The organism is Ruoffia sp. FAM 26255, assembly GCF_045528525.1.
Classification (GTDB): domain Bacteria; phylum Bacillota; class Bacilli; order Lactobacillales; family Aerococcaceae; genus Ruoffia; species Ruoffia tabacinasalis.
Genome location: NZ_JBGQQX010000020.1, coordinates 1 through 20,673 on the forward strand (window position 1 = coordinate 1; position 20,673 = coordinate 20,673).

Genomic DNA, 20,673 nt, shown 5'->3' on the forward strand with positions numbered 1-20,673 from the left:
AGTGTTTGCCTCCGGCTTCCTTCAGATTCCACCTCACGGTGGACACCCTTGCCTTTAGCTAACAGTTCCTACTGCCAAGTCTGTAGTGGACTTTCACCACCAAGTTATCGCCCATGCCGGGCGCACAAGAAAAACCCGCCTAGAAAAAAATCTAAGCGGGTTCTCTAAAATAGATAATAATAGACTATTATCCGATAAACTCGCATAGATTTATAAATCTATGCGAGCGTGACGAATCAAGCTTCACACAGATGGAGTTGTACTCCACCAGAAGCTTACTGTAAATGGATTCAATTGTAATTGTGTTAAAGAATTCATTTGGATTCGTCCTTTCCTTGGTTATTGTTGATTAAAATATACCATATTTATTTTAATTAACAAGCGTTATACTCATTTATTTTTAATAATTAATTATACCATCCTCAACCACCATCATTTTTCGCAAAAAAAAATACCTTCCTAATCTATAAGAGGTATCTTTCTGCACGTGACAGGGGTATTTAGCTTACTTATTAAATATCTTTGGCCCTTTACGCATATTTTTTATATTATTTTTTGGCTCGGCCATTTTTTTAGATCTTCCGCCACCAACCTGTTTCTTTTTAATAATCTCTAACATTTTCTCTTTTGAATTCATTCTTCCACCGCCTTCATCTTTTCATCTACACACTCTGTTTATATTAAGGGTTTATAGTTTGTTGTTTCATTCGCAGAACTCATCTCGTGACGCCACTGACCTCTGTCTATTTTCACAATGAATCATTTTACCTGATAAATTGTCAAGTAACAACTTTTTATTTAAACGGAATACAGTCTCATCAATTTTTCAATATCTAATTTACCTGGGTCGCTCATATCAACGAAATAAGGTAGCTGCCATTCCTGTGTTTTTGTCGCTTGATTGCTAGTCGGTATATCCCAACTAGGGTAAACTCTTAATGCCATTTTCCCTTTTGTAGAGCTTGAAATGAGGATGCTTTGTCTGAAAAGCTCTTCTTTTGGTAAAATGAATTGGCCAAATTCATTATCACTTTTAAATACCGTAACAACTAATAAATCAGGTGCCGCTGAGTATTTATAAGGTTGGTTTTTATTATTATCATCTTTTTCCCAAATGGCAACAAATTGTCCTACTTTTGTTGGTGTAATATTTGCGACTCTAAAACGGACTGATGTTGATGATACTTTAAAGACACCTGCTCCGTACTTAGCATTTTGTTTCTCTTCTTGGATTGATGAAATCGCAATGCCATTTGGTTTATAAATCTTTTCATTTATATATGATAATGCTGTGTAAAAATCCTTCATTGACACACTTCCTTTACCTCGTTCAGCAGTGATGGTCTATTCTGATTAAACTATTTTGATGTGAATTAATATTACAGACAATAACTTCTATCCGCGATTAAGACATGATTACTAACTTCTTACACGGTAAGTTATCTATGATTTCTCCCACCTATAATAAACAAACGATAATAAGTGTCCATTCATTTTAAATTCATCACCTGCTGTTTCAATATATTGAAATTCATTTTTCTCTAATGTTTTTCGTGATGCTATGTTATTTGTAGTAGTCTTCGCTGATATCTGTCGAATACCTAACTGATTTGTGGTATCTAATAATATCTTCAACGCCTTGTTAGCAATTCCTTTTCCAGTATATGCTTTCCCCACTCTATAGCCGACATGACCAAGCCCCTGTGATTGTTCGATATCAACTAAATTCATTCTTCCAAGAACTACACCTTCTTGATTCATAATTAAATAAAAATAAGATAAACCTTGATCTTGTTCGTCGATTAAAGCTTTGTTTCTTTGTATAAATGTTCTAAGTTATAATAATCATCCCCACGGCTCGGAACCATTTCTTCAAAATAACCTCTGTTTTCAAGTTCAAATTTAAATAGTTTTTCAAAATGTTTCTCTTGTAATTTCACTAACATAATATTTGACATAATTATCTCCAGTTCAATGATTCTAATGTGGTGTACTCATTCAAGATTGCTTCTATCCAATATTTATAGAACTTTTATTGATTGGTCTAGCAAATAAAGCTACTCTCCCTTTGCCTAACACAGTTGTATTAATTCTAACACATAACGAGTATTAGTCCTTTATTTCGTTAAACATTTTTTATAAATCGAAAAATAAATTAATGGAATCAGACAAAAAAATTGTATATATATATATGGAGGTGTTTTTTGATGAAAACTTTACAAACACAATGGTTGTTGGTTATGAATGAGCACAATCAATTGGATGCATCTGAGAAATATAAACTACACATCGGTTTATTAGGCGATATTGGGGAGGAACAGTTTAAACGCGATTGGATTCCTAAATATTTACATAAAGCTGTATATGTATTCCAGGATTTTTGGTTCAAAGTATTTGATCAATATCACCAAATTGATTTCGTTATTTTCAATCACAGGACAATTGAACTTGTTGATATCAAGAATTTTGAAGGGATGATGCATTTTGAAAACGATAAATTTTCCGTCAATAATAATGAAGTACTTCGCAACCCCTTATCCAAAGCGCAGGAACATGTCCGCTTTATTAAAGAGTGGTTATATCGGAATAATTTGCCTGAAGTTCAGATAAATGGAAATTTAATATTTATTAATCAGCATGCTAGTTTAAGTGGTGTACCAAACACTGAGATTAAATGCATAATGCCAAATGAAATACGGAATTACCTTCGTAATATCCAAATTCACCCTCGTTCACATAAATCTGAACGGATTATAAATGCCTTTTTGAAAAATGATTTGGAATGCCCCTACTTGCCGCCAATACTGGATAAAAAGTTGATGCACCGCGGTTGGAAATGTCCTGTTTGCCAATCACGCGAATTCGATAATGGAAATAGACATTTCCTTTGCTCTTGTGGTAGCTCTTTTTCAAAAGAGAAGTTTGCAGTTGAAGAAATTTGTAAATATGGTGTTTTGTATCACCATAAGGATATTTATTTGTCTGAGTTAACTGAGTATTTTGATGGACTATTTAATAAGTCGTTTTTGAATAGCTGTCTTCGCCGAAACTTTACAAAATACGGTAGAGGTTACCAAAACCCACGTAAACTCATTGAGTATTACCAACCTAATAAGATATATCGTTACAAAGATAAAATAGTTAAGTAGTTTTGTGTTCTTGAGAGTTTCTCAAGCGCACGTTTGAGCTGATTTGTGTCCTTGAGAGTTTCTCAAGGACATGTTTGGGCACTTTTGTGTCCCTGAGGATTTCTCAAGCGCACGTTTGACTGCTTTTGTGTCCCTGAGGATTTCTCAAGCGCACGTTTGACTGCTTTTGTGTTCTTGAGAGTTTCTCAAGCGCACGTTTGACTGCTTTTGTGTCCCTGAGAGTTTCTCAAGCGCACGCTTGACTACTTTTGTGTCCCTGAGGATTTCTCAAGGACACAGATCTATATTTCCACAAAAAAAGACACCTTCCAATTGGAAGATGTCTTGAACATATAATATATAAATATTAACGTTTTGAGAATTGTGCACTCTTACGTGCTTTTTTACGTCCTGCTTTTTTACGTTCAACCATACGTGGGTCACGAGTCAGTAGACCTGCTGATTTTAATGTTGGACGGAAGTCAGGATCAACATTTAATAATGCACGAGCGATACCGTGACGGATTGCTCCTGCTTGACCTGAAACTCCACCACCGTGAACATTTACTAAAACGTCGTAGTTACCTAACGTTTCTGTAGCTGCGAATGGTTGTTTCATTACTTCGTGTAAGTGAGGGAATGGGATATATTCTTCAAGTGATTTGTTGTTAATGTTGAATACACCTGTTCCTGGCACTAAACGTACACGAGCTGATGCGTTTTTACGGCGACCTGTACCTAAATATTCTGCTTTAGCCATTTAAATTTTCCCTCCTTAAATTAAGTTTGTGATGTCTAATACTTCTGGTTGTTGAGCAGCATGTCCATGCTCAGCACCACGATAGACGTGTAATTTAGTTAATTGTTTACGTCCTAAACGGTTATCAGGAATCATACCTTTTACAGATAATTCGATTAAACGTTCAGGTTTGTTTTCACGTAAATCACCAGCAGTGTTAGATTTGATTCCACCTGGGTGACCTGAGTGACGGTAGTACATTTTGTCAGTTGCTTTCTTACCTGTTAATGCAACTTTTTCAGCATTGATTACGATTACGAAATCTCCAGTATCTACATGTGGTGTATAAGTTGGTTTGTTTTTACCACGTAAGATTGAAGCCACTACAGTTGATAGACGCCCTAATGGGATATCAGTTGCATCTACAACTACCCAGTTGCGTTCAGTTTCGTTTTTCTTAGCCATATATGTTTGACGCACGTTATTTTCCTCCATTTATAAATCTAGTTGTTTACATTACTATTGAGTTTCCGGGGCTCTATAGTGGTGGTAAACAATACCGTCAGTTATTGTACTATGAAACACCCCAATTAGTCAAGCAAGTTTCGGTAATTATTTTAAATATTCTATGTGGTATACTACAATTAAATATTTGATTGGAGGAAGGCTTATGAAAGCAATGGATAGACGTGAAGAGATCGTATCAATACTGGAAGAAGCAACGGCGCCAATAAAGGCAACAGAGTTGGCAAGTAAATTTGCAGTAAGTAGACAAATTATCGTAGGGGATATTGCCCTACTACGGGCACGGAATATCGAAATTATTGCGACCAATCAAGGTTACCTTCTTGCTTCAGCGATGAAAGCAGCTGCATCTGGCAGATACCGCGGTAAGTTAGCGTGCCTTCATTCTGCCGAGCAAACAGAGGAAGAACTTCAAATTATTGTTGACGCAGGTGGAGCCATTGAAGATGTCGAAGTTGAGCATCCTATATATGGTGTCTTAAAGGCGTCACTTCAGATAAATACGGATGATGACATTCAAGAATTTGTTCAGCAAATGTCGCAGCATGAAGGCGAGCTGTTGAGTACTTTAACGAATGGAATTCATATCCATACCATTACAACCCCTTCAATCAAAGAATTCGAGCAAATTAAAGCGAGTTTGGATGCTACTGGCATCTTACTTTCGGAAAATTAAAAACCGCCTTGAGGCGGTTTTTTTGTCTATTCATGAACACTTGAAACGGTTAATTCTTCAAATTCTGCGTCTTCACTTGTTTCTGGCAAAGCTTCAATCGCTTCTAGAATATTTGCATAGCGGTTAATTAAACGTTGTTGACGTTTGACACCACTCACGGTTGGTTCACGGTCAACTTGCTTTTGTAATTCTCTTTGTAAATCTTCTAATAAATGTTGACGAGCCGTTGCTTCACCTTTGGGTGCATCTTCTATCATTAACATGACTTGGTCTGTACCTAAGCCAAGGATATGTCCTGCTGCCGAATTGTTTCTAGAAATTTGGTCATAAAAATTTTGTAGTTGTGCTTTTGATTTAACATTTCTCTTTTGAAAGCCAAGTTCACAAGCTAAATTTGAATTCGCTTGCCCCTCATAAGTTAATTGTTCCATTTATATATATATCGCTCCTTTTGCTTGGTTTTTTATCTGCTTATTAACATGATAATTTTTCAGCAATTAAATCACGATCAACGACTTCGTCGCTTGTTTCTGGCAAGGCTTCAATCGCATCAATAATTCGATCGTATTTATTAATTAGTCTTTGTTGTCTTTTTACAATATCGGCTGATGGTTCACGTTTCACTAACTTCCCTAATTCAAATTGCAAATCTTCAAGTAAATGTTGCGTCACTGTTGGATTCTCATCGGGTTCATCTGAAGTCAGCAAAATAATTTGTTCTTCATCTAGTGAAATCACATGTCCAATAGCTACGTGACTAATTGATGCCTGGTCATAAAATTTTTGGCTTTGTTTTTTCGAAAAAATAGGTTGAACTGAAAATACTTTTTCGCACGTTAAAGTCGGCTCCGTTAATGGTTCATAAGCTAATTTTGGCATGAACATCACTCCTTTTCTATATCTATAGTATACCCTTCTCTAATAAGAAAATAAAGTTCTTTGATTCAAATAGGTATTTGAATCACCTCTCCCACTTTACAGGTGTCTTGACACCTGGTGTCCAGTTACGATATACTGACGAAAAACTTTCCGAGGAGAATCATTATGACACAACAAAGACAAAGCACCCGCGATTTAGTGATTGCGAGTTTATTAACGGCACTGGGTATTTTAATTCCTATGATTATGCCTATAAAAATTATTTTAGGTCCTGCTTCATACACACTTGGAAGTCATATCCCAATTGTTATGGCTATGTTCCGATCACCAAAGATTGCAGCCATTGTTGCTGTTGGGACTACTTTAGGTTTCGTTGCAGCTGGCTACCCGATCACTATTGTTCTTCGTGCCCTTTCGCATATTATATTCGCGACAGTCGGTGCGCTATATTTGAAGAAACTATCTAACACTTTAGTAAACGTAAAGTTACGAACGATCTTTAGTTTCTTTGTAAATTTAATTCATGCAATCGCCGAAGTGATTGTGGTTTATCTCTTAACTGCAGCTGGCGTGAGCGCAACGTCAGATAATTTTATATTTACTTTAATCATCTTAGTGGGACTAGGAACGTTAATTCACGGGATGGTTGATTTTGAAATCAGTTATCAATTTACTAAGACACTTGAGAAACGCACGCGCTTAAATTTTGCACAAATCGAACTTTAATAAATTTTTTCTGTTATAATGACCAAGAAATATATAGAAGTAGGTGAACATATGACAGATTATGATGTAATCGTTATTGGGGGCGGATCAAGTGGTTTAATGGCAACCATTAACGCTGCTCAACAAGGGGCACGCACTTTATTAATCGAGAAAAATCCTAAATTAGGACGAAAATTGCTTTTATCAGGCGGCGGTCGTTGTAATGTTACGAACCGGACGACACGTGAGGATCTAATCACACACATTCCTGGGAATGGTAAGTTTTTATATAGTGCTTTAAATCAGTTTGATCAGGAAGATATTATCGCATTCTTCAATCAAGCAGGTGTGGAATTAAAAGAGGAAGATCATGGACGCATGTTCCCTGTGACTGACCGTGCCCGGACGATTTTAGATACTTTAGTGGATATTATCAATGACTTAGACGTAACAATTCGCATGAAAGACCCGGTTGATTCATTAATTTATGACCGCGAGACGAAGCGAGTGAAAGGCTTGACGACTGTTGCTGGGGAGACAATCACAGCGAATTCAATTGTACTTGCTGCTGGTGGTCGCGCTTATCCAAAAACGGGTGCAACCGGAGATGCTTATGCTTGGGCGAAAAAAGCTGGCCACTCCATTGAGCGTTTATACCCAACGGAGGCGCCACTCTTATCCGATGACCGAATTATTACGGAAAAATTGCTCCGCGGTGTGTCACTGCGTGATGTGAACGTGACAGTTTGGAATGGGCCGGTGGGTGAAAAAGCCATTGTGAACCATCAAATGGATATGATTTTTACACACTTTGGTTATTCAGGACCCGCCATTCTGCGCTGTAGTGGGCATGTGAACCAATACTTACACGCAACGGGTGAAGAGTTATGTCATTTATCGATTGACTTAGCACCAAATGAAACTTTAGAAGAGATGAAGCAAACCGCTGAAGAAGCGCGTGAAAAGCAATTAACAAACATTCTGAAACAATGGATGCCGGAGCGAATGGCAGAGGTTGTTTGCCTTCTAGCAAATATCGATGCGACAAAACCTTACAAACAACTTGTCCACAGTGAAATGGATGCTTTATGGGAGAAAATTAAAACCTTCCCATTAACGGCAACGGGTTCACAGCCGATTGAAAAAGGCTTTGTGACTGGTGGCGGAGTATCGACAAAAGAAGTTGATCCTAAAACAATGGAATCAAAATTCATGCAAGGTTTATTCTTCTGCGGGGAGTTATTAGATATTAACGGCTATACAGGTGGCTATAATATTACAGCTGCCTTTGTTACTGGTACGATTGCAAGTCAATATGCTGCTTGGGGAAGTTTTGCTTAAAATACTTATTTACACAATCAAAAAAAGCGTCAGGAAGATAAACACTTCCTGGCGCTTTTGCGTTGTTATGATGCATTGTATTACTCAGCAGATTCTTCAGTTGTTGATTCGTCCGAAGATGCTTCTTCTGTAGATTCTTCAGAAGTTTCTGATACTTCTCCAGATTCAACAGGTTCAATACTGTTTGTTGTGTCATTATCTGTTCCAGTTGGATTTGATACGATTAACGTACCGTTAACAATCGTTACTGTCTCTGGTATACCGTTCCACTCACGTAATTCTTCTAAAGTAATTTCGTATAATTCAGCCACTTGTTCTAAAGTTTGGCCAGGTTCTACTTCATGAGTTTCTGGACGGGGATCTGATACAACAATCATATCGCCTTCAACGACTTCGTTTGATTCTAATTCATTCCATTCCATAATTAATTGCTCAGTTGTGTTGTAATCCATTGCAATTGTATAGAGGTTTTCACCTTCCGCAACTTCATGTACTTCTGGAATTAAAGCAGGGTTAGAAACAAATAATTCTGTACCAACTAATAGACTATCATCTTCTAAATTGTTCCAGTTACGTAAACTATCCGCTGAAATGCTATATTGCTCAGCAATACGCCATACGTTGTCACCTGTTTGAACAACATGTGTTTCTGGACGTGCTGCTTCTGGTAAATCAGCTAAGTTAATTGTTCCAGTTTCATCATCAGTTGCTTCTTCATCTTCGCCAGAAGCATCAGATTCTTGTGATGACTCTTCAGTATTTGTTGGTGTTTCTGTCGGTGTTTCTGGGGTTGACTCTGGTGTTGTTTTAACTGGTCCACCTGTTGGCACCACATAAATAACGTCACCAACATCTAACCAATCAGACGTTAAGCCATTCCAAGCACGTAGTTCGTCAACGGTTACACCATATGTTAAAGCGATACTTGATAAGATATCACCTGATTGAACAATATGGGCACCATTTTGTGCATTTGCTTGTGTCCATGCTGGAGGTGCTTGATAGTCAACCGGTCCGTTAGGTACTGAAATTTTATTTCCAGCGATTAGCCAGTCAGTTTCAAGACCGTTCATAGCCATTAATTCTGAAACGCTCACACCGTAAACGGCTGCGATACCTGATAATGTATCGCCAGATTGGATTGTATACGAATTATCATAGCTTTGACCGTAATCATAGCCATAGTCATAATCGTAAGCTGGTGTTGCATTTGAAGGACCATAAAGGACAAGTTGGTCACCAACGTCTATCCAAGTACTTGTTAAGCCATTCCATGCCATTAATTGATCAACTGTCACACCGTACATATAAGCGATACTTTCTAAGTATTCGCCTGCTGATACTGTATGGACACCTGATTGAGCTCCAGTATAGTAACCACCGTTGTCAGTTACGCCACTACCTGATGCCGGAATAGATAAAGTCATTCCAACATCAATCCACTCACTCGTTAGGCCGTTTGCTGCCATAATATCGCCCGCTGTGACACCATATTGTCTTGCGATTCCCCATAGCCACTCACCGTTTTGGACAGTGTGTGTAGATTGAGCTATTGCCGTTGAAACTGGTGCTAACGCAATAGCGGATAATAATAGTAAAGATTTTCCTAATCTTTTAATTTTATTTAATTTCATGTCACTACGCTCCTTCTTGTTCTAATAAGACACTTCAATACCATTCTATCATCAAATTTCTAATCAATAAAGAAATTACAACCGTTTTACAAACTTGTAATTATAAAGAAACAGTTCTTATCCCTTTTATTCGTAAATTTCTCATAATTCGTTTATTTTCATTAAAAAGTTCAACTCATCTTACAAAAACTGTTTTTCCTGAAATATATTTCCTCGGTTTAAAATCTGTATCAATCGGTTCCGTTAAACGGTACCATTTAACTGAACGATTGGACCAACCATGATTGGTAGTCCGAATGATGCCATCAGCATCTTCAATACAATATATAACATTGTGAAAGTCCAAAGCAACACCTGTATAGGCATGTTCAGATAGGTGTTCTCGCTTAAAACCAGCGATAAAGATATCGCCTGCTTGGATTTCATTTCGTTTGATTTCGTGTAATAAGACATTATCTAATTGAAGTAGTAAAGACATCGAACCAAGTCCCGAGCCATAAGGTAAGAAACGCCCCGCTATGAGTGCGCTAAACATAGCACTGGCACTATCGTAACTATCTGGTCCGCAGCGCTTTTCTTTAGATTTTGCATAAGTGACTTTACCTTCATGATCTAAATACCATTGTATAACTGCTGTACGACTAGCCAAAGCTTTACCTCCTTACTTCGTTTTTTAATACTTTTATAATAACATGAATTAGGTTAGTTACCACAAATTTACTATCCACCCGTATTATAATGCCATAAGAATATTATCTTATTCTACTTTGAAAGCGGTCTATTTTTATTTACATTAACTTTACATATTCTTTACATAAATTTTATAGATAAAGAATTAAAATATGCTATATTTGTTTTGTTATCTATTATTTTTATAAAGAATTATTACTTCGAAAGGAACCTTTTTAAATGATTCATTTCATGCCTCAAAACGAGTCTGACTTTCCTATTAACTATTATTTGGAGAAAGCGACTGAATTAGATCATAGTGCCCTCAGTCAATTAGAAATTATATATGTAATGACGATTCGTCACTTAAACTCCACCTTTGGAAGTTTAATCATAGACCGAAGTGGTCAGTTTTATAAAAGTAAATGGTCTACAACCCGTTTAACAGAAGAGTTTTTCTCAACATTTGGTTATAACTATCAAAGATGGTCACAATTTCTAAAGTCTACATTCAATCGACCAAGAACGATTTTTCCATATGTAAATAAAAATATGGTGTTTATTCGTCTAAGAAATCCTGAAAATAAGCATTCGGACTGGGTAAATATCACATTCATAAATGATTTACATATCCGGACACAAAAAGACGACCCAGTAAAAATCCAGTCGATTCAATTTATGTTTGACTTGGCTAACTATTCAAAACTAACTATTTCACTTAACAATCGGCTATCACTAGTAATGTCACAAATCGGCTACGCTTTTCAGCTCGTAAACTTTTGGTATGATTTCCAAGTCGAGATGAATGAAAAGGATTTAATCTTTGAACCCACTCAATTACAAACCTATATTGGTAATCCTGCTTTCAAGATTTTCACCAAGACACGCGTCCCTTACAAAGACCGTTTGAAAGCTAGGATAGATTTGGCTCAATTCATAAAATACAATCAAATACACGACTACTTAAAATCCACAACTCAGCGAAAGCATGAGACTTATCGTACTCGCTTGTCTTTTGCACACATGCATCAACAATTATTTAAACCTTCTATTAGAAATAAAATTAGATAGAAAAATAGCTAACTTTCTTGTCTGAAAGTTAGCTATTTATTGATTACTCGTTACTGTCCTCAGCTTCTAATTTATCACTTAATTGGATAATGTATTCAGAGAATTCTTCAGCAGTTTCCGGATGCTCTAAGCCATATTCAAGACTCATCTTCATATAGCCAATCTTATTTCCAACGTCATAGCGTTTCCCTTCAACTTTTTTTGCAAAGACTCTTTGCGTTTTATTTAGTTGATCAATGGCGTCAGTCAATTGCAATTCATCGTCGACACCGGGTGCTATCTTTTCTAATATATCGAAAATTTCAGGTGTTAGAATGTAACGTCCCGCGATAGCTAAGTTACTTGGTGCTTCTTCGGCTGCTGGTTTTTCAACAAAGCGAGACACACTGTAAACTGTATCGTCTTTATCGTCTTGGCGGTCCACTTTGATCATGCCGTATTTGGACGTTAATTCGTCTGGCACTTCCACGACTGCTAAGTTCGCTGATCTATTTTTGTCATATAAATCCATCAATTGCTTCGTCACTGGTACTTCACTATGCATAATGTTGTCGCCTAACATCACGACAAATGGCTCATCATTAACAAAGGCACGTGCGTGTCCGATAGCATCTCCTAGTCCTTTTGGATAGGATTGACGCACAAAGAATAAGTTTTCTTTTGTGGTATCTTTGACAATTTTTAATAAAGCGTCTTTTCCTTTGCTTTCTAAATTGTCTTCTAACTCAGGATTTGAATCGAAATGATCCTCAATTGAACGTTTATGTTTACCAGTAATGATTAAAACTTCTTCAATCCCAGAAGCAAAGGCTTCTTCAACAATAAATTGAATAATGGGTTTATCGACAATCGGTAATAATTCCTTCGGTTGTGCTTTTGTCGCTGGCAGAAAGCCCGTTCCATAACCGGCTGCGGGAATGACTGCTTTACGAATTTTCGACATATTCAAACCTCCTCTTTCTCATACAGATATAGTATATCTAATTTGATTTTAGTTTACCACCGGTTCGGTGGTGTTTATATAATTTTATATAGAAGTACAGATAACTCAACAATCAAATCATTTTCTGTTATAATATCCAAGATATAATGAATAGAGGAGAAACACATGGAGATATATAACAAATTACTAAATAAAGAAGCAAAGCTAGCTGTGATTGGCTTAGGCTATGTTGGTATGCCCATCGCAATTTCTTTCGCAAAACAAATTGATACAATTGGGTATGATTACAATCCTAAGAAAATCGAACTTTATAAAGAAGGCGTGGACCCAACTAAAGAAGTTGGTGATGACGCGATTAAAGAAACGGATTTAGAATTTACGAATGATGCTGCTAAATTAAAAGAGGCTTGTTTCTTAATCGTCTCAGTTCCGACACCGATAAATCATGACAAAACGCCTGATTTAACGCCTGTGACAAGTGCAACCCGCACGATTGGACACAACCTTTCTAAAGGGTCTATCGTCGTTTATGAGTCAACTGTGTACCCTGGCGTGACTGAAGATGTCTGTATTTCAATTCTTGAAGAAGAGTCTGGTTTAACACATGGTGTGGATTTTGTTGTTGGATACTCACCTGAGCGAATTAATCCAGGAGATAAGGTCCATACACTTGAAACCATTACAAAAATCGTCTCATCATCGATTCCAGAGTATTTAGATGAAATCGGAAAAGTGTATGAGATCGTTGTTAAAGCGGGTGTGCATAAAGCCCCTAGTATTAAAGTCGCTGAAGCTGCGAAAGTGGTTGAGAATTCACAACGCGATATTAATATTGCTTTTATGAACGAATTAGCTCTTGCTTTTGACCGTATGGGTATTGATTCTAAAGACGTTATTGATGCAATGAATACAAAATGGAACGCCCTCGGCTTCACCCCTGGACTAGTCGGTGGACACTGTATTGGCGTGGATCCATATTACTTTGTATATCAGGCTGAGAACTTAGGCTACCACAGTCAAATTATTTCAAACGGTCGCCAAATTAATGATGGCATGGGTGAATTTATTGCCGATAAACTAATTAAAGAATTAATCCGTACGGGTAAAACACCCATTGATTCTAACGTAGTTATCCTTGGTTTAACGTTTAAGGAACATACTCCGGATACACGTAATTCAAAAGTGAATGACATTATTATACGCCTCCGTGAATATGATATTAACCCTACAATTGTAGATCCATGGGCGAGCGCGGAAGATGCTCAAGCTGAGTATGGTGTATCATTAACTGATTTAGCTGACGTTAAGGATGCTGACGCCATTCTTTTAGCTGTTGGACATGATAAATTCAAAGCTCTTTCTTTTGAAGAAATCACTGCCCTTTTTAATCAAGATTTAGCAAATGATAAACGCATCATTTTAGATGTGAAAAGTATCTTAAATAAAGAAGATTTTACTGAAGCTGGCTACAGTTTCTGGCGCTTATAATAATATTAAAATCCAGTGCATTTTGCGCTGGTTTTTTTTTTGCATTTTTCCAAATTTTATAATTGTGTTCTCTGGTATGTTCGTCTTATTCATTATTTTTATATAGATAAATTGATATATTACCAAGTAAAACAATATCATTTTATTGAGGCGTTTTACTTTATATTTACATCATTTTTGTTTTATACTTTAACTATAGAACATTTTAAAAAATAGAAAGGAAGTTGTTTTATGGTTAAGAAATACGTTTATGGGGTTTACCCTACAGTCGTTGAAGCAGAAGATGCAGTCGCACATGTTATTAATCAAGGCGTTCCTCGCGATAGCGTCGCTCTAGTTGGATCGCAAGCACATGCATATGATGGCGAAGCAGAATTTATCTCTTATGGTGAATTGTTGGACGAGCAACATGAAGACAATCGTGGATTCTTTGCAAAATTATTTGGCTGGGACGATGACGACAACGATGAAGAATTTGAAAACGTTGATTTAACACAATACGAAGACTCATTAAGTCGCGATGAACTATTAGTGTTAGTTGACCAAGAATTTGAAAGTCAACTTCCTGCCTTTAATATAACTGAAACACGTGAAGTAAGAACAGATGACTATGTTTCTGATACGACGGCAACTGATACAGTCAATACTGAAACTGCAGCATTCTCTGGAGCAGTAGGAACATCAGCTGGTTTATCAGAAGATACACCTGAAACGACTGAACCAGATCATGATTACGACGATGTGAATGTTGAAGATAACGACTATGAACCACATATTGTTGGTGAAGAAACTCATATCGAAGCTCATGGTGAGCCAGTCGGAGAATTCGCTCCTGATGCTGATACAGAAACTGATACTGAAACAGAACGTATTCGCCTACATGAAGAACAGGTCCGCGCTGAAACGCGCGAAAAAGATTTAGGTAATGTCTCAATTACGAAAGAAGTCGTTGAAGACACTGAAACGATTGAAGTTCCAGTTGAACGCGAAGAGATTCATATTCGCCACTCAGCACCATCGGACACTACTGAAAGTGTTGCTGACGGAGATGCTTTCCAAGAAGAAGAAATTGTTATCCCAGTTTCTGAAGAAGAAGTTGTTGTAGACAAAGACACAGTAGTTACAGACGAAGTTGAAGTTGAGAAAACAACTCATACTGATCGTGAAACTGTAACAGAAACGACACGTCATGAAGAATTAGAAGTTGATGACGAAACTGGTCGTGTCAATGACGAAGATACTAGATTATAATAGTGTATTTGAAACTATTTAAGATGAAAGTCGAGGGGCTCAGTGCTCCTCGGCTTTTTTTGTTTAGGAAAAATGTGGTTGGGTGTGGAATCGAGCACTCGAATCTTTTTCGAATGATCGTTTAGTTGGAATCGAGCACTCGAATCTTTTTCGAATGATCGTTTTGCCGGAATCGAGCACTCGAATCTTTTTCGAATGATCGTTTAGCCGGAATCGAGCACTCGAATTTTTTTCGAATGCGTGTTTCCGAATTTATACTGGCACTATGAACTTGGACAGACAGAGACATGCCCGTTTCATTCGTGGACCACCTATATTTCTCGCGCATTAACCCTAGACAATGTTGGAGAATAGTCAAAATTTTCTAGACAATAGCTCACTGTTAGATATTTTTAGTGGAATGAACAAAAAAGAACTTATCCTACAACAACTTCTCAAATCTAGTTGCTGCAGAATAAGTTCCTCTATTTATTTCTTGAATTGACCTAAGACTTTACTAATATTACTTTTACTCGCTTGGAACACGTCGCGTTCAAGATACTTGCGCATGTATTTCAAAGTATCTTTCGCATCATTGACCACAAACTCAAATAATTGTCCCTCATCAGTCGCGATTGTAAATCCGCGGACATAACGCCCGCCGAATAACATTTGCACGAAGATATTTTCAACAGAGGTCCAAGGAATTTGAATAAAGCCTGGACCTTTTTCTGAGCGAAACTCAATGCCCTTCTCACCCATTAAAAATATACCAGATTTGGGAATAATTGGATTCAACATTGCGTTGGCACGTGTAGTATATTCCACCGTTGCATTTAAAAAATCAACTGACATTTAAAATTAACCCATAATTCCAACAGAATATAACGCAATACCTAGAACAAAGATTCCTCCAATAATTGCGATTGGGCTTACTTTCTTGCGGAGTAGCCAGATACATGCGAATGTTAGAATTAGTGGCATAAGTCCTGGTAATAGTTCATTTAATACATCATTCAAGGTCATCGTCGTTTCAGTCGCGACGTTCGCTCCTGATTGGACTTGTAAAATGAGATCCCGAATCGTGTCAACGGACAAAGCATTGCTGTTCGCTTGGTCCGTCAATGCTTGGAAATCGACCATTGTATCCTGGCTATTTTCCACTTGAGATAGCACTAAGGGGAAGTTCATAGTTGTCCATCTTGGCACTAACACTCCCATAATAAACATTCCTAGAATTGATGCCCCTTGAGTGATTTTTTGTAAAATACCTCCACTCAAGTCTTTCGTGATTTCATTCCCTGATCTATAACCTAATTCTTGTGTGTACCATAAGAATAGGATACGGATAATATTCCACGCTAGGAAGAAAATAATTGGTCCAAAAATACTTTCCGATAAAGCGAGCGACGCCGCAAAAGCACCTAATACTGGTCTTAATGTTCCCCAGAATACCGGGTCTCCCACTCCCGCCAGAGGTCCCATCATCCCAACTTTCACACCTTGAATTGCTTGGTCATCAATGTCTGTTCCGTTTGCTTTTTCTTCTTCTAAAGCAAGTACGACCCCAGCAATTGGCGCTTGTAAGTACGGATGAGTATTAATGAATTCTAAGTGACGTTGAAGTGCAGCACTTCTATCTTCTTTTGTTGTATATAATTTTCGAATCGCAGGAATTAAGGCGTATACCCAACCAACGTTATGCATCCGCTCAAAGTTCCAACATGCTTGTATAAAAGTCATTCGCCATGACACGCGCATCCGATCCGCTTTTGTTAATGTTATACGTTCTTTTCTTACTTCTTCAGTCATTTTATACCCTCCTATCTAATAATCTTCTAAAATGTCATCTAAAGCAGCTTCGACTGAATTTCCACCGCCACCACCTGAATTAGCGTTAAACTGTGGTGCAATTGAGATGTAAACTAAAGCGATACTTAAACCAATAATACCCATCGCAATTAAATTCAGTTCAGTAACTGCTGCTAAAGCAAATCCCATGAAGAAAAATGGCCATGAACTTTTCGACGCCATCATATTAATAACCATTGCGTAACCTACCGCAACAATCATTCCACCGGCAACATTCAATCCACCAGTAATAACATCTGGAATGGCATTTAAGGCAGCTGTTACAGTTTGAGCTGAAACCATTAAAATTAAACCAGCCGGAACCGCAACACGTAAACCTTGTAACATTAAAGCTAGGATGTTCGCAGATGCTACACCATTAATATCTCCTTCTTCTGCTTTACGGTCAGCATAATGAGATAATCCTACCGCAACCGTTCTAATAAAGATAGTTAACACTTGCCCAGCAATTGCTAATGGAATCGCCACCGCAATCCCCTCACCCATTGAAGCTCCTTGGACTAATACTAATATCCCAGAAACAACACCGGCTAAAGCAGCATCGGGTGCCATCGCTGCACCAATGTTCATCCAGCCTAAGGCAATCAGTTGTAATTGCCCTCCTAATAAAAGTCCTTCAGCTAGATTACCTGTAATAAGTCCGATTAACGTACACGTAATAATAGGTTGATGTAATTGGAACTCATCCAGAACACTTTCAAATCCTGCAAAAAGCGCCACTATAATAATAAGGACAACTTGAATTATTGTAATGTCTGTCATTTTGAATCCTCCTTAATCTATATTAAATTTTGTTTTTTAAGTAGCCGTTCAAGATTTTGAGCTGAATCCGCCGGCACTTTACGTACATCGAATTTTACGCCTTTATCTTTTAGCTCCATAATTGTCTTCACGTCATCATCGTCAACGGAAACTGAGTTATTAATCATGACTTTTCCTTTTGTATGTGCCATGGATCCTAAGTTCACTTCATCAATTTCAACGCCTTGATTAATTGCTTCCAACACATCTTGTGGCGTTTCAAATAATAGAAGCGCTCTTGTACCACCAAATCGCGGATCTTCATTGATTTCTGCTAATTTAGCAATCGGAATAACGTTCGCCCGAATTCCTGGAGGCGCCGCTTGTTTAATTAACGTCTTACGCATCTCGTCATTGGCCACCTTATCCGATACAACGATGATTCGGGTTGGATTCACACTTTTTACCCAACCGGTCGCCACTTGTCCGTGTAATAGACGAGTATCAACTCTCGCCAAGACGTATTTTATCTGACCATCACCAATCACTGTCCCTGGATCTAATTGCGCTGCCCCGCCTGATTCAGAAACAACTCCCGCTTCTATTTCAGGGGTTAACTCATCGGGTCGAACGCGAATACCACTTTGCTCCTGACCAAGAATGTGTGTCGCAACTTCGTGTGCTTTCTCCATTCCCATCCGTGTTCCTAAAGCTTCAAGTAGCATCGGCAAATTCATTCCAGACACAATCGCAGCCCTTTCTGACATCTCCTCAAACAAAATATTCGCTTGATTAAACGGTGTCCCTCCCCAAAGGTCGACTAAGAATAAAATCTCTGCGTCTGAACTAAATGACGAAATAGCTGTCTCCAACTTCGCTTTCAAATCTTCCGGCCCTTCCTCTGGCATAAAAGTCACAGTTTTAATCTGATCCTGCTCTCCAAAAATCATCTGTGCTGATTGTAATAGTCCTTCAGCAAACTTTCCATGACTCGCCAAAATAATACTTACCATCTTTCTTCCTCCTCTACTCAATAATGCATTTCATAGAAATTATACCACTCAGTGTAAACGGTTACAAATGAAAGCAAGCGATTTGTTAATACTTATTCATAATAAGTTGGTGGAGTTCGGTTGGAAATGAGTGGGGTTGACTGGGTAGACTGTTTAAATTGTAGAATCGAGCATTCGTATTTTTTTCGAATGATCGTTTAGCCGGAATCGAGCACTCGAATCTTTTTCGAATGATCGTTTAGCCGGAATCGAGCACTCGGATTTTTTTCGAATGATCGTTTAGCCGGAATCAAGCACTCGAATTTTTTTCGAATGATCGTTTAGTCGGAATCGAGCATTCGAATCTATCTCGAATGCATGTTTAGCCGGATATAATGGTCCTATGAACGTGGACAATCAGAGACATTCCCGTTTCATTCGTGGACTCAGGTTATTTCTGTCATAATAATCGTAGACAGAGTCGTAGATTAATAAATATTTTGTAGACAATCCGAAATCGGGCACTCGAATCTTTTTTGAACACGCGTTTCCGAATTTTCCCATCAAAAAAAGCCACCTACTCTAAAAAGTAGATAGCTTCCTTCAATCTATTTGTATAAACTCTCGCCGTTAGTCGAGATGACTTCTTTATACCAATCGAATGACTTTTTCTTGTAGCGGTTTAATGTTCCCGATCCGTCGTCATTGCGGTCTACGTAGATAAAGCCGTAACGTTTACTTAGTTGAGCTGTTGAAGCTGAAACTAAGTCGATACAACCCCAAGTTGTGTAACCCATTAAGTCCACACCATCTTTGACAGCCTCACCTACTTGTTGTAAATGCTGTTTCAGATAGTTGATGCGGTAATCATCTTCTACAGTCAGTTCACCGTCAGCACCTTCAACGAGCTCATCTTTCGCTCCAAGACCATTTTCCACGATGAATAGTGGTTTTTGATATCGATTCCAGAAATCATTCAATACAATTCGTAAGCCGACTGGGTCAATTTGCCAACCCCATTCAGAACTTTCTAAGTGAGGGTTATTAATCCCGCCAATAATGTTTCCTTCGCCAGAATTGTATTCTTCCGGGTTCTCAGCCATGACCGCACTCATATAGTAACTAAATGAGATAAAGTCTACGGTATTTTCTTTTAGTAATTCAGCATCCCCTTCAGCAAATTCAATGTTAATAATTTTCTCTTTGAAAAAGCGTTTGGCGTAACCAGGATACTCACCGCGAACATGGATATCTGAGAATAAGTAGTTATTATTTTCAAAATGTCTTGCCGCTAACACGTCTTCAGGTTTAGGCGTCATTGCATAAGCAGGCATCGCTAGAACCATGCACCCAATTTGGAAATCTGGGTTAATTTCATGGGCAATTTTAGTTGCCGATGCACTCGCTACTAACTCATGATGCACGGCTTGATACAAGTCTTGCTCTGATAATTCTTCTTTCGGTGTGCTAATTCCACCACTCATAAATGGCGCATGCAATACCGAGTTAATTTCGTTAAATGTTAGCCAGTATTTTACCTTGTCTTTGTAGCGGTTGAAAACTGTTGTCACATAACGTTCGTAGAAGCCGATTAAATCACGACTCGCCCATCCATTATACTCACGTGATAAGTGAAGCGGTGTTTCATAATGCGATAGCGTCACTAAAGGTTCGATACCGTATTTTAGACATTCATCGAAGACCGCATCATAAAAAGCTAGACCCGCCTCATTCGGCTCTGTCTCGTCCCCTTTAGGGAAAATACGTGACCAAGCAATCGACGTACGATACGTCTTAAAGCCCATCTCTGCGAATAATTTGATATCTTCTTTATAGCGGTGATAGAAATCAATCCCAACTAATTTCAAGTTATCTTCTGTTGGTTCCTCTGTTGGCGGTGTCGTGATACCATTAGGCATCACATCTTGAACGCTCAACCCTTTACCGTCTTCATTATAGGCACCTTCATATTGGTTCGCCGCTGTTGCGCCACCCCATAAAAATCCTTCTGGAAAAACTGTTTCAGTCATTTATTAACTC

General features: G+C 38.0%; 23 protein-coding genes. 7 read left to right on the plus strand and 16 right to left on the minus strand.

The window, feature by feature from the left end:
- Positions 1–505: 505 nt before the first annotated feature.
- The 4 genes from ACEN31_RS05365 to ACEN31_RS05380 all read right to left on the minus strand — a co-directional run bounded on the left by ACEN31_RS05365 (position 506) and on the right by ACEN31_RS05380 (position 1,958).
- Positions 506–637, minus strand: a complete 132-nt coding sequence (locus ACEN31_RS05365; protein ID WP_268951509.1) for a hypothetical protein — start codon at positions 635–637, stop codon at positions 506–508.
- Between the two features lie 161 nt (positions 638–798).
- A complete protein-coding gene (locus tag ACEN31_RS05370) occupies positions 799–1,308 on the minus strand; it encodes a MepB family protein (RefSeq protein WP_407108847.1) in 510 nt (169 codons plus the stop codon).
- 135 nt (positions 1,309–1,443) lie between these two features.
- Positions 1,444–1,824, minus strand: coding sequence for a GNAT family N-acetyltransferase (locus ACEN31_RS05375; RefSeq protein ID WP_407094798.1), 381 nt, complete (start codon positions 1,822–1,824; stop codon positions 1,444–1,446).
- Positions 1,803–1,958 (minus strand): hypothetical protein, encoded by a 156-nt coding sequence (locus tag ACEN31_RS05380; protein ID WP_407094776.1) that lies wholly within the window; start codon positions 1,956–1,958, stop codon positions 1,803–1,805. Before ACEN31_RS05380 ends, ACEN31_RS05375 begins: the two co-directional genes overlap by 22 nt.
- A gap of 249 nt (positions 1,959–2,207) precedes the next feature.
- Here ACEN31_RS05380 and ACEN31_RS05385 point away from each other — a divergent pair, with 249 nt between their 5' ends.
- Positions 2,208–3,149: a nuclease-related domain-containing protein gene (locus ACEN31_RS05385; RefSeq protein ID WP_407108848.1), complete on the plus strand. Its 942-nt coding sequence runs from the start codon at positions 2,208–2,210 to the stop codon at positions 3,147–3,149.
- 346 nt (positions 3,150–3,495) lie between these two features.
- Here ACEN31_RS05385 and rpsI read toward each other — a convergent pair whose 3' ends face one another.
- Together rpsI and rplM are read right to left on the minus strand one after the other, a co-directional pair.
- Positions 3,496–3,888 (minus strand): 30S ribosomal protein S9, encoded by a 393-nt coding sequence (gene rpsI, locus ACEN31_RS05390; RefSeq protein ID WP_218930972.1) that lies wholly within the window; start codon positions 3,886–3,888, stop codon positions 3,496–3,498.
- A gap of 15 nt (positions 3,889–3,903) precedes the next feature.
- Positions 3,904–4,347 carry a 50S ribosomal protein L13 gene (rplM, locus tag ACEN31_RS05395; protein WP_197104314.1) on the minus strand — a complete coding sequence of 148 codons (444 nt, stop codon included), beginning with the start codon at positions 4,345–4,347 and terminating at the stop codon, positions 3,904–3,906.
- A 190-nt stretch (positions 4,348–4,537) separates the two neighbouring features.
- Here rplM and ACEN31_RS05400 point away from each other — a divergent pair, with 190 nt between their 5' ends.
- Positions 4,538–5,068, plus strand: a complete 531-nt coding sequence (locus ACEN31_RS05400) for a transcription repressor NadR (RefSeq protein WP_197104315.1) — start codon at positions 4,538–4,540, stop codon at positions 5,066–5,068.
- A 26-nt stretch (positions 5,069–5,094) separates the two neighbouring features.
- Here the strand turns inward: ACEN31_RS05400 and ACEN31_RS05405 are convergent, their stop codons facing one another.
- Together ACEN31_RS05405 and ACEN31_RS05410 are read right to left on the minus strand one after the other, a co-directional pair.
- Positions 5,095–5,499: a hypothetical protein gene (locus tag ACEN31_RS05405; protein ID WP_407108849.1), complete on the minus strand. Its 405-nt coding sequence runs from the start codon at positions 5,497–5,499 to the stop codon at positions 5,095–5,097.
- Between the two features lie 43 nt (positions 5,500–5,542).
- The gene (locus ACEN31_RS05410) at positions 5,543–5,947 is read right to left on the minus strand and encodes a hypothetical protein (RefSeq protein ID WP_407108850.1); all 405 of its coding nucleotides are present in this window, start codon (positions 5,945–5,947) and stop codon (positions 5,543–5,545) included.
- 165 nt (positions 5,948–6,112) lie between these two features.
- Between ACEN31_RS05410 and ACEN31_RS05415 the strand changes: the two genes are divergently transcribed.
- Together ACEN31_RS05415 and ACEN31_RS05420 are read left to right on the plus strand one after the other, a co-directional pair.
- The gene (locus ACEN31_RS05415; protein WP_407108851.1) at positions 6,113–6,673 is read left to right on the plus strand and encodes an ECF transporter S component; all 561 of its coding nucleotides are present in this window, start codon (positions 6,113–6,115) and stop codon (positions 6,671–6,673) included.
- A gap of 51 nt (positions 6,674–6,724) precedes the next feature.
- The gene (locus ACEN31_RS05420; RefSeq protein ID WP_407108873.1) at positions 6,725–7,993 is read left to right on the plus strand and encodes an NAD(P)/FAD-dependent oxidoreductase; all 1,269 of its coding nucleotides are present in this window, start codon (positions 6,725–6,727) and stop codon (positions 7,991–7,993) included.
- 80 nt (positions 7,994–8,073) lie between these two features.
- Here the strand turns inward: ACEN31_RS05420 and ACEN31_RS05425 are convergent, their stop codons facing one another.
- The gene (locus ACEN31_RS05425) at positions 8,074–9,627 is read right to left on the minus strand and encodes a LysM peptidoglycan-binding domain-containing protein (protein WP_407108852.1); all 1,554 of its coding nucleotides are present in this window, start codon (positions 9,625–9,627) and stop codon (positions 8,074–8,076) included.
- Between the two features lie 175 nt (positions 9,628–9,802).
- The gene (locus tag ACEN31_RS05430; protein ID WP_407108853.1) at positions 9,803–10,276 is read right to left on the minus strand and encodes a peptidoglycan amidohydrolase family protein; all 474 of its coding nucleotides are present in this window, start codon (positions 10,274–10,276) and stop codon (positions 9,803–9,805) included.
- Positions 10,277–10,548: 272 nt separating this feature from the next.
- Between ACEN31_RS05430 and ACEN31_RS05435 the strand changes: the two genes are divergently transcribed.
- The gene (locus tag ACEN31_RS05435; RefSeq protein ID WP_407108854.1) at positions 10,549–11,367 is read left to right on the plus strand and encodes a hypothetical protein; all 819 of its coding nucleotides are present in this window, start codon (positions 10,549–10,551) and stop codon (positions 11,365–11,367) included.
- A 43-nt stretch (positions 11,368–11,410) separates the two neighbouring features.
- Here ACEN31_RS05435 and galU read toward each other — a convergent pair whose 3' ends face one another.
- Positions 11,411–12,310 carry a UTP--glucose-1-phosphate uridylyltransferase GalU gene (gene galU, locus ACEN31_RS05440; RefSeq protein WP_407108855.1) on the minus strand — a complete coding sequence of 300 codons (900 nt, stop codon included), beginning with the start codon at positions 12,308–12,310 and terminating at the stop codon, positions 11,411–11,413.
- 165 nt (positions 12,311–12,475) lie between these two features.
- Here galU and ACEN31_RS05445 point away from each other — a divergent pair, with 165 nt between their 5' ends.
- Positions 12,476–13,798, plus strand: a complete 1,323-nt coding sequence (locus tag ACEN31_RS05445; RefSeq protein WP_407108856.1) for a nucleotide sugar dehydrogenase — start codon at positions 12,476–12,478, stop codon at positions 13,796–13,798.
- A gap of 231 nt (positions 13,799–14,029) precedes the next feature.
- A complete protein-coding gene (locus ACEN31_RS05450; RefSeq protein WP_407108857.1) occupies positions 14,030–15,049 on the plus strand; it encodes a YsnF/AvaK domain-containing protein in 1,020 nt (339 codons plus the stop codon).
- A 468-nt stretch (positions 15,050–15,517) separates the two neighbouring features.
- On the opposite strand, the gene ACEN31_RS05455 is transcribed toward ACEN31_RS05450, so the two are convergent.
- From ACEN31_RS05455 to ACEN31_RS05475, 5 genes are all read right to left on the minus strand, one after another.
- Positions 15,518–15,883 (minus strand): DUF956 family protein, encoded by a 366-nt coding sequence (locus tag ACEN31_RS05455; RefSeq protein WP_197104326.1) that lies wholly within the window; start codon positions 15,881–15,883, stop codon positions 15,518–15,520.
- 6 nt (positions 15,884–15,889) lie between these two features.
- Positions 15,890–16,840 (minus strand): PTS system mannose/fructose/sorbose family transporter subunit IID, encoded by a 951-nt coding sequence (locus ACEN31_RS05460; RefSeq protein ID WP_407094789.1) that lies wholly within the window; start codon positions 16,838–16,840, stop codon positions 15,890–15,892.
- Positions 16,841–16,855: 15 nt separating this feature from the next.
- Positions 16,856–17,662, minus strand: coding sequence for a mannose/fructose/sorbose family PTS transporter subunit IIC (locus ACEN31_RS05465; protein WP_407108858.1), 807 nt, complete (start codon positions 17,660–17,662; stop codon positions 16,856–16,858).
- A 17-nt stretch (positions 17,663–17,679) separates the two neighbouring features.
- The gene (locus tag ACEN31_RS05470) at positions 17,680–18,654 is read right to left on the minus strand and encodes a mannose/fructose/sorbose PTS transporter subunit IIA (RefSeq protein WP_407108859.1); all 975 of its coding nucleotides are present in this window, start codon (positions 18,652–18,654) and stop codon (positions 17,680–17,682) included.
- A 587-nt stretch (positions 18,655–19,241) separates the two neighbouring features.
- A complete protein-coding gene (locus ACEN31_RS05475; RefSeq protein WP_407108860.1) occupies positions 19,242–20,663 on the minus strand; it encodes a glycoside hydrolase family 1 protein in 1,422 nt (473 codons plus the stop codon).
- Positions 20,664–20,673 lie beyond the last annotated feature (10 nt).

Bases quoted from the DNA above. Each gene is read 5' to 3' on its own strand.
- ACEN31_RS05365 (WP_268951509.1), bottom strand. From the start codon at position 637: ATGAATTCAAAAGAGAAAATGTTAGAGATTATTAAAAAGAAACAGGTT.
- ACEN31_RS05425 (WP_407108852.1), bottom strand. From the start codon at position 9,627: ATGAAATTAAATAAAATTAAAAGATTAGGAAAATCTTTACTATTATTA.
- ACEN31_RS05420 (WP_407108873.1), top strand. From the start codon at position 6,725: ATGACAGATTATGATGTAATCGTTATTGGGGGCGGATCAAGTGGTTTA.
- ACEN31_RS05370 (WP_407108847.1), bottom strand. From the start codon at position 1,308: ATGAAGGATTTTTACACAGCATTATCATATATAAATGAAAAGATTTAT.
- ACEN31_RS05445 (WP_407108856.1), top strand. From the start codon at position 12,476: ATGGAGATATATAACAAATTACTAAATAAAGAAGCAAAGCTAGCTGTG.
- rpsI (WP_218930972.1), bottom strand. From the start codon at position 3,888: ATGGCTAAAGCAGAATATTTAGGTACAGGTCGCCGTAAAAACGCATCA.
- ACEN31_RS05460 (WP_407094789.1), bottom strand. From the start codon at position 16,840: ATGACTGAAGAAGTAAGAAAAGAACGTATAACATTAACAAAAGCGGAT.
- ACEN31_RS05385 (WP_407108848.1), top strand. From the start codon at position 2,208: ATGAAAACTTTACAAACACAATGGTTGTTGGTTATGAATGAGCACAAT.
- ACEN31_RS05465 (WP_407108858.1), bottom strand. From the start codon at position 17,662: ATGACAGACATTACAATAATTCAAGTTGTCCTTATTATTATAGTGGCG.
- ACEN31_RS05400 (WP_197104315.1), top strand. From the start codon at position 4,538: ATGAAAGCAATGGATAGACGTGAAGAGATCGTATCAATACTGGAAGAA.
- ACEN31_RS05415 (WP_407108851.1), top strand. From the start codon at position 6,113: ATGACACAACAAAGACAAAGCACCCGCGATTTAGTGATTGCGAGTTTA.
- ACEN31_RS05475 (WP_407108860.1), bottom strand. From the start codon at position 20,663: ATGACTGAAACAGTTTTTCCAGAAGGATTTTTATGGGGTGGCGCAACA.
- ACEN31_RS05380 (WP_407094776.1), bottom strand. From the start codon at position 1,958: ATGTCAAATATTATGTTAGTGAAATTACAAGAGAAACATTTTGAAAAA.
- ACEN31_RS05405 (WP_407108849.1), bottom strand. From the start codon at position 5,499: ATGGAACAATTAACTTATGAGGGGCAAGCGAATTCAAATTTAGCTTGT.
- galU (WP_407108855.1), bottom strand. From the start codon at position 12,310: ATGTCGAAAATTCGTAAAGCAGTCATTCCCGCAGCCGGTTATGGAACG.
- ACEN31_RS05410 (WP_407108850.1), bottom strand. From the start codon at position 5,947: ATGCCAAAATTAGCTTATGAACCATTAACGGAGCCGACTTTAACGTGC.
- ACEN31_RS05470 (WP_407108859.1), bottom strand. From the start codon at position 18,654: ATGGTAAGTATTATTTTGGCGAGTCATGGAAAGTTTGCTGAAGGACTA.
- ACEN31_RS05455 (WP_197104326.1), bottom strand. From the start codon at position 15,883: ATGTCAGTTGATTTTTTAAATGCAACGGTGGAATATACTACACGTGCC.
- ACEN31_RS05450 (WP_407108857.1), top strand. From the start codon at position 14,030: ATGGTTAAGAAATACGTTTATGGGGTTTACCCTACAGTCGTTGAAGCA.
- ACEN31_RS05435 (WP_407108854.1), top strand. From the start codon at position 10,549: ATGCCTCAAAACGAGTCTGACTTTCCTATTAACTATTATTTGGAGAAA.